Source organism: Cellulophaga sp., assembly GCF_039943695.1.
GTDB lineage: Bacteria > Bacteroidota > Bacteroidia > Flavobacteriales > Flavobacteriaceae > Cellulophaga.
The window spans coordinates 23,740-30,909 of the sequence record NZ_JBDVAA010000204.1; the positions used below are offsets into that span (position 1 = coordinate 23,740).

The 7,170-nt window shown below is 33.9% G+C and carries 5 protein-coding genes; 2 read left to right on the forward strand and 3 right to left on the reverse strand.

All coding sequences use genetic code 11. The features are described from left to right. Positions 1 to 17: 17 nt before the first annotated feature. A complete protein-coding gene (gene aspS / locus ABJD66_RS14840; protein WP_100894101.1) occupies positions 18 to 1,772 on the reverse strand; it encodes an aspartate--tRNA ligase in 1,755 nt (584 codons plus the stop codon). A 216-nt stretch (positions 1,773 to 1,988) separates the two neighbouring features. On the opposite strand from aspS, the gene ABJD66_RS14845 reads away from it, so the two are divergent. Together ABJD66_RS14845 and ABJD66_RS14850 are read left to right on the forward strand one after the other, a co-directional pair. After that, positions 1,989 to 4,673 (forward strand): TonB-dependent receptor, encoded by a 2,685-nt coding sequence (locus ABJD66_RS14845; RefSeq protein WP_348133044.1) that lies wholly within the window; start codon positions 1,989 to 1,991, stop codon positions 4,671 to 4,673. A gap of 208 nt (positions 4,674 to 4,881) precedes the next feature. After that, positions 4,882 to 5,232 carry a nicotinic acid mononucleotide adenyltransferase gene (locus ABJD66_RS14850; RefSeq protein ID WP_100894103.1) on the forward strand — a complete coding sequence of 117 codons (351 nt, stop codon included), beginning with the start codon at positions 4,882 to 4,884 and terminating at the stop codon, positions 5,230 to 5,232. A 74-nt stretch (positions 5,233 to 5,306) separates the two neighbouring features. On the opposite strand, the gene ABJD66_RS14855 is transcribed toward ABJD66_RS14850, so the two are convergent. Next, positions 5,307 to 5,498, reverse strand: coding sequence for a hypothetical protein (locus ABJD66_RS14855; protein WP_100896783.1), 192 nt, complete (start codon positions 5,496 to 5,498; stop codon positions 5,307 to 5,309). Between the two features lie 214 nt (positions 5,499 to 5,712). Further along, positions 5,713 to 7,170: SusD/RagB family nutrient-binding outer membrane lipoprotein (locus ABJD66_RS14860; RefSeq protein WP_348133048.1), on the reverse strand; the 1,458-nt coding region annotated here is incomplete at its 5' end.

The window sequence follows — 7,170 nt, forward strand, 5'->3', positions numbered from 1 at the left end:
GAGGCAATTTTAAATTCTTAATTATTAATTTTCACTTGCAAGCTTAGTTCTTTTAATTGATCGTCATCAATAGCCGCAGGAGCATCTATCATGACATCTCTACCACTATTGTTTTTAGGAAAAGCAATAAAATCTCTAATTGTTTCTTGCCCTCCTAAAATAGACACTAATCTATCTAAGCCAAAAGCTAAACCTCCATGAGGCGGTGCACCGTATTGAAAAGCATCCATTAAAAAGCCAAATTGCTCTTTAGCCTCTTCTGGCGTAAAGCCTAAGTGCTTAAACATTGTAGCCTGTGTTTCTTTATCGTGTATACGTATAGACCCACCTCCTATTTCATTACCATTTAAAACTAAATCGTAAGCATTTGCTTTTACAGCTCCCGGATCTGTATCTAACAACTCTAATTGCCCTGGTTTAGGAGATGTAAATGGATGGTGCATTGCGTGGTAATGACCTGTTTCTTCATCTAATTCTAACAAAGGAAAATCTATAACCCAAAGTGGCGCAAACTCATTAGACTTACGTAAACCTAAACGTTCTGCCAACTCCATACGCAAAGCACTTAATTGTGCACGCACTTTATTAGTTGGTCCAGACAACACACAAACCAAGTCTCCCGGTTTAGCATTTGTTCTTTCTGCCCATTTAGCAAGATCTTCTTGGTCGTAAAATTTATCTACAGAAGATTTAAAAGAACCATCATCATTACAACGAGAATAAACCATACCTAAAGCACCAACTTGCGGACGCTTTACCCAGTCTATTAATTTATCTATTTCTTTTCTTGTATAAGCATTACCACCTGGCACTGCAATACCAACTACCAACTCTGCATTGTTAAAAACGCCAAATTCTTTGTGTTGTGCAATATCATTAAGTTCGCCAAATTCCATTCCAAATCTAATGTCTGGCTTATCATTACCATACAAACGCATAGCATCATCAAACAACATTCTTGGGAATTTATCTACTTCTACTCCGTTTATTTCCTTTAATAAGTGACGCGTTAAGTTTTCAAAAATATTTAAAATATCTTCCTGCTCAACAAAAGCCATTTCACAGTCAATCTGTGTAAACTCTGGCTGGCGATCTGCACGTAAATCTTCATCTCTAAAACATTTTACAATCTGAAAATATTTATCCATACCACCTACCATAAGTAACTGCTTAAAAGTTTGTGGCGACTGTGGTAATGCATAAAACTGCCCCTCGTTCATACGGCTAGGAACCACAAAATCTCTTGCTCCCTCTGGAGTAGATTTTATTAAATAAGGAGTCTCTACCTCTATAAAACCGTTACTAGATAAAAAATTACGCACTTCCATAGAAACCTTACTTCTAAAAATAAGATTATCTTTTACAGGATTTCTACGAATATCTAGGTAACGATATTTCATACGTAAATCTTCACCACCGTCAGTTTCATCTTCAATAGTAAACGGAGGCACAATAGCTTTGTTTAAAATAGTTAATTCTGAAACAAGAATTTCTATTTCACCAGTTTTCATATTAGGATTTTTAGAAGCTCTTTCTATCACCTTACCTTTAACTTGTATTACAAACTCACGCCCTAGTTTTTGAGCACGCTCCATCATTTCTTTACTAGTACGCTCCTCATCAAAAACCAATTGAGTTATACCGTAACGGTCACGTAAATCTACCCATACAATAAAACCTTTATCTCTTGATTTTTGCACCCACCCAGAAAGTGTTACTTCTGTATTTATGTGTGATGCGTTTAATTCTCCACAGTTGTGACTTCTATACATTTTTAATAGCTAAAGTTGAAAGCAGCAAAGGTATAAAAGTATCTTATTAACTTAAAAACTATATCAACATTAAAAAAAATAACCTACAGTAAGAAAAAGATTATAAACAAAAACATAATTTAAGTGTGTTAAAAACACACATTTGTTAATTTATTATTTGTTTATATGAATAAAATGTCATTATCTTGTCATATAACTAATAAAACACTTAATTAAATGAAAAATTATTTATCAAGAAAATTACTCGGTTTAATCTTTCTTGTTTCCCCATTATTTGCAATGGCTCAGGGTGAGATAAGCGGAACCGTTACAGATCAGAACAATGAGCTTTTACCTGGTGTAAATATTATTATTAAAGGGACTACAAATGGTACTACAACAGATTTTGATGGTAACTATAGTATTACAGCAGAAAGCTTTCCTGCAACCTTAATTTTTTCTTCTATTGGCTTTAACACTAAAGAAATGGTTGTAAACGCTGCCGGAAAAGTTAATATGACTCTACAAGAAGGATTAGCTTTAGACGAAGTTGTACTAACAGGTAACAGATCTAAACCTAGAACTATTTTAGACTCCCCTGTTCCAATAGATAATATAGGTGTAGCAGAACTTACTAGTAGCGGCAAACCTACAGTAGACAGAATGCTAACCTTTAAGGTACCTTCTTTTAACGCACAAACACAGGCAATTTCTGATGCAACAGCACATTATGACCCTGCAGATTTACGTGGATTAGGACCAAGTAGAACTTTAGTTTTAGTAAACGGTAAACGTAAAAACCAAAGTGCTCAAGTATACCTAAACAGAACACCTGGTAAAGGTGAGGTTGGTGTAGATTTAAAAAGTATACCTACAGCTGCTATAGAAAGAGTAGAGGTATTAAGAGATGGTGCATCTGCACAATATGGTTCTGATGCCATTGCAGGTGTAATTAATATGGTGTTAAAGAAAAACGCTAAATACACTACAGTATCTGCAAGAACAGGAATTACATCTGAAGGAGATGGTTTTAATTTTGCTGCAGATATGAATACTGCCTTTAATTTTGGCGATGGCGGTTTTATAAACTTAACTTTAGGGTATTACAACCAACAACTTACAAACAGAGCAGGTTCTCCTGGTATTGCAGATTTACCAGATGACGCTAGACCTAATGAAATACAATGGGCTACTGAAAATCCTGAATTAGGAATGAAAGTTGGACAGCCAGATTTAGAAAAAGGCGACTTGTTTATTAACCTTGGACACCCATTAGGTGAAAATGCAGAGTTGTACTCTTTTCACGGATACTCTACCAGAAAGGGACGTAGTTTTGCTTATTACAGAGCTCCTTATTGGAGAAGAGATGTTGCTGACTCAGAATTTTTAACGAGATCTGAAGATTTTGTAGGTTACCAACCAAGTTTTGAAGCAGAGATAGATGACCATATCAATGCTTTGGGTGTTAAGTTTGACATTACTGATACGTTTAATGCAGATGCCAGTGTAACTTACGGGTCTAACAGCGTAGATTACACAGTAAACAACTCATTAAACAGAGACTACTTAGCAGACAAAGGAACCTCTCCAAGATCTTTTTCTCCAGGAGGATATACATTAAGCAATGTAGTAATGAACTTAGATTTTGCTAATGTTTTTTCTGAGCAACTTTCTTCTTCTTTTGGTATTGAGTACAAAAAAGAATATTACGAAGCTAGGGAAGGTAATCCGCTTTCTTACTACAAAGGAGGATCTGATTCTTTTGCTGGAATTAAGCCAGATGAAGCTGGAAAATGGAACAGAGACAACCTAGCTTTTTATGCAGGCTTAGATTATGATATTACTGAAGATTTATTATTAGGTTTAGCTGGTAGATATGAAGACTTCTCTGATTTTGGAGATAATTTCTCTTGGAAAGTATTTGGACGTTACAAAATAGGAGACAAAGGAGCTATTAGAGGTTCTTACAGTACAGGTTTTAGAGCGCCAACATTACACCAACGTTACCTAACAAACAGCCAATACATTATTGCTGATGGTTCTCCAGAGCCTGTATTACAAGGTACTTTAGCAAACGACAACCAAGCTGTTAAAGATTTAGGTGTACCAAGTTTATTTGCCGAAACTTCTAGAAACATTTCTGCTGGTTTTACATATAAAATTAACCCTAAATTCTCTGCATCTATAGATTTTTACCAAATATATGTAGACGATAGAGTTTTATTCTCTTCTCAGCAAGGATACAAGCAAGATGCCGGCGATGTAGACACAGACAATGATGGCGATGTAGAAGGCGATGAATTGCTACAAGACGTAAACCCTGTAGAACAAATTCTTATAGACAATAACGTAGTAGCATTACAATATTTTATTAACGCAGGAGATACTAAAACTACTGGGGTAGATTTTGTGCTTAACTATAGAGGTATAAATATGGGCGAAGGCAAACTTAATGTGAGTTTAGCTGCCAATGTTAACGAAACTACTATTGATGCTATTGAAACACCACAGGTTCTTGCAGACAATGGATACAACATTTTTACAAGAGAAGAGAAAGGTTTAATTATAAACTCTAGACCTAAGTCTAAATTTATTTTAGGGATAGACTACGATACAGATAAATTTAATATAGGTTTAAACAACACTCTTTTTGGTAAGGTAACTGTTACTGCTCCAGAAACAGGAGGTATAGACCAAGAGTTATCTTCTATGTTAGTAACAGATTTAAACTTAAGTTACAAGGTAACAGACAAGCTTAGCTTTACAGGCACAATTAACAATATGTTTGATGTGTACCCAGATAAAACTTTAGCAACCACTAATACTGCAGAAGCTGGCGGAAGATTTCAGTACTCTTCTGAGGTACAACAAGGTGGACAATTTGGAGCTAATTTTAGCTTAGGAATGAACTACAGATTTTAATTAAAAAAAATAAATAATTCTAAAAGCGGCTGATGAGCCGCTTTTTTTATAGATGAATGTTAAGTAGCTAAAATATATAATTATATGAAAATCAATGATTTAAAGTTTTAATGTAAATTTAATGTTAACTTAAAGTGTGTTTATTGTAAAATAAAATGTATCTTTATAACGTTAATGTTAAGCAGATAATAATTAAAACCTACATATCATGAAAAAAATAGCACTAGTATTCGCATTTATATTCTCTATAGCAATAGTTAACGCGCAAAGCACAAAACCAGTTTTTGAAAAAGCAAACAACAAAGTTAAAGCAACATATTTTCACTCTAACGGAGAGATTGCACAAGTTGGACATTTTTTAAACGGCAAGTTAGATGGCGAATGGACAATGTTTAACGAAGAAGGAAAAAAAGTTGCTAAAGGAAATTACGCTGAAGGAAAAAAGACAGGAAAATGGTTTTTCTGGAATGATGCTGAGCTAAGTGAAGTTGATTACCAAAACAGTAAAATTGCAAATGTAACAAAGTGGAAAAGCGAAGGAACTTTAGTGAAAAACTAAAACTCCTAAACCATAAAATATTAAAAAACCCAGTGAATTTAAATTCACTGGGTTTTTTATTTTGAGCTGTTTTACTAAACAAACAAATGGCAGTCTTTACAATCTTTAATTTCTCCGTAATACGTTTGCCTATATTTATAAAGCGTTTTTACAGGAATTCCTAAAACGTATTTCTTAACGTAGGTTACTTTAGCCACAAGCTGCCCCATTCTTTTGGTGTATCTCTTTTCTACTTTGCTTTTTCTTTTGACTTGTATAATCTTCATAATTGAAATTGTTTGTCTTAACATACATTTATACGAGCCAAATGCAAGATAAAAGTGTTAATGTTTTGTTATAACACTTAAAAACCCACACTACAACGTTATAGCAACAACCTAATTTACAATTACTTAATTTTTTAAAAATGAAAAACTAGCACCAAACATGGTGCTAGTTAAACAAACTAAAAAACGATATTTAAAAATGTATGTAAATACCTTACTTTAAAATCCACATTTGTGAATTAATATTATCACCACTAGCAAACTGCCTATTAATAGCTTTCTCTAAATTTTCAGGGTTATTAGTAGACTCACTTGTTGGGTACAACCATCTTTTTGGTATTCTAGCTTCGTTTAATGTACCACCTCCGTCTACATTAAATTCTGGATAACCCGTTCTACGTTGGTCATAAAACATTTGCCAACCAGTATTTAAAAACAACGCTATGTGTTTTTGAGTTGCAATACTCTCTATAGGGTTTGTAACATTGAGTTGCACATTTAGGCTTGCCAAATAATCATCAGTATTTGTAATACCATAAAACTCCATAGAAGCCTTAATACCCTCTGCATAATACGCAGAAGCATCACCAGAAATCCATCCTTTTACAACGGCTTCTGCTAAAATAAACTGTAGCTCTGCATAACCAATTAACAAGCTAGACTCATTAACAGGGTCATTATAATACCTTGGAGCAATTCTAGATGCATTACCAGCTACCGCCTTGGTTGCATTATCACTAAAAACAGCACTACCATATAATCCCCCATAAGCATTAAAATCTGTTTCATCTAAAGCAGAAGCACTTGGCATTTTCTCTGCAAAAACAAATAACCTTGGGTCTTCTAAGTTTTTCAATTTATCTACAAAAGACTCTTCTAAATAATATGCAGTTTGCAAGTTGTTGTTGTTAAATAATGGGTAACGATTGTTTTGTATGTTTACAAAAGTTAATGCTCCATTATCATTATTAGAACTAAACAAAGGATATTTACTTGGGTTACCCACAACCTCCTTAAACCTACCCACAACGTTTAAAGATGCAACATCTGTTTTATTAGACAACATTAACAAAACTCTTAAGTAGTACGAGTTAATTAACTTTTGCCATTGTAGTTTATCTCCATTGTAAATTACATCACCCAAAATAAGTTCATCATTAGCAGCAAGCTCATTAGAAGCCGATTTTAAATCTGTTAACACCTTTAAAAAAATTTCTTCTTGTGTGTCATATACAGGTGCATAAACTTGCTCCTCTACAGCAATAGCCTGGCTGTAAGGGACATCACCAAAAACCAATGTAAGCTCTGTTATAAAGTACGAGTTAAAGAACTTGCCCAAAATAGCATAAACCTCAGACTCTGCATTCTGGCTCTCTTCTATCATTTTATGAACTTGCTTTATATTGTCATAATTAGTAAAAGAAGCTTGTTGCCAATTGTAGTATTGATTTTCATTAACACCATCTGTAAATGCTAAATACCTACTTGCCAAAGCACTATTTAAACTAACAGTATTAAATGCTAGGGTTTGAATGTTGGTTAGCAATAAATCTGGACTAACTGCTGTTGCTCTGTTAGGATCGTCTTGCAACTCTTCTATATCTGTACAACTTACTGTAAAGAAAATTGCACATAAAATGTATTTACTAAATTTATTCATTATGCTTTTATT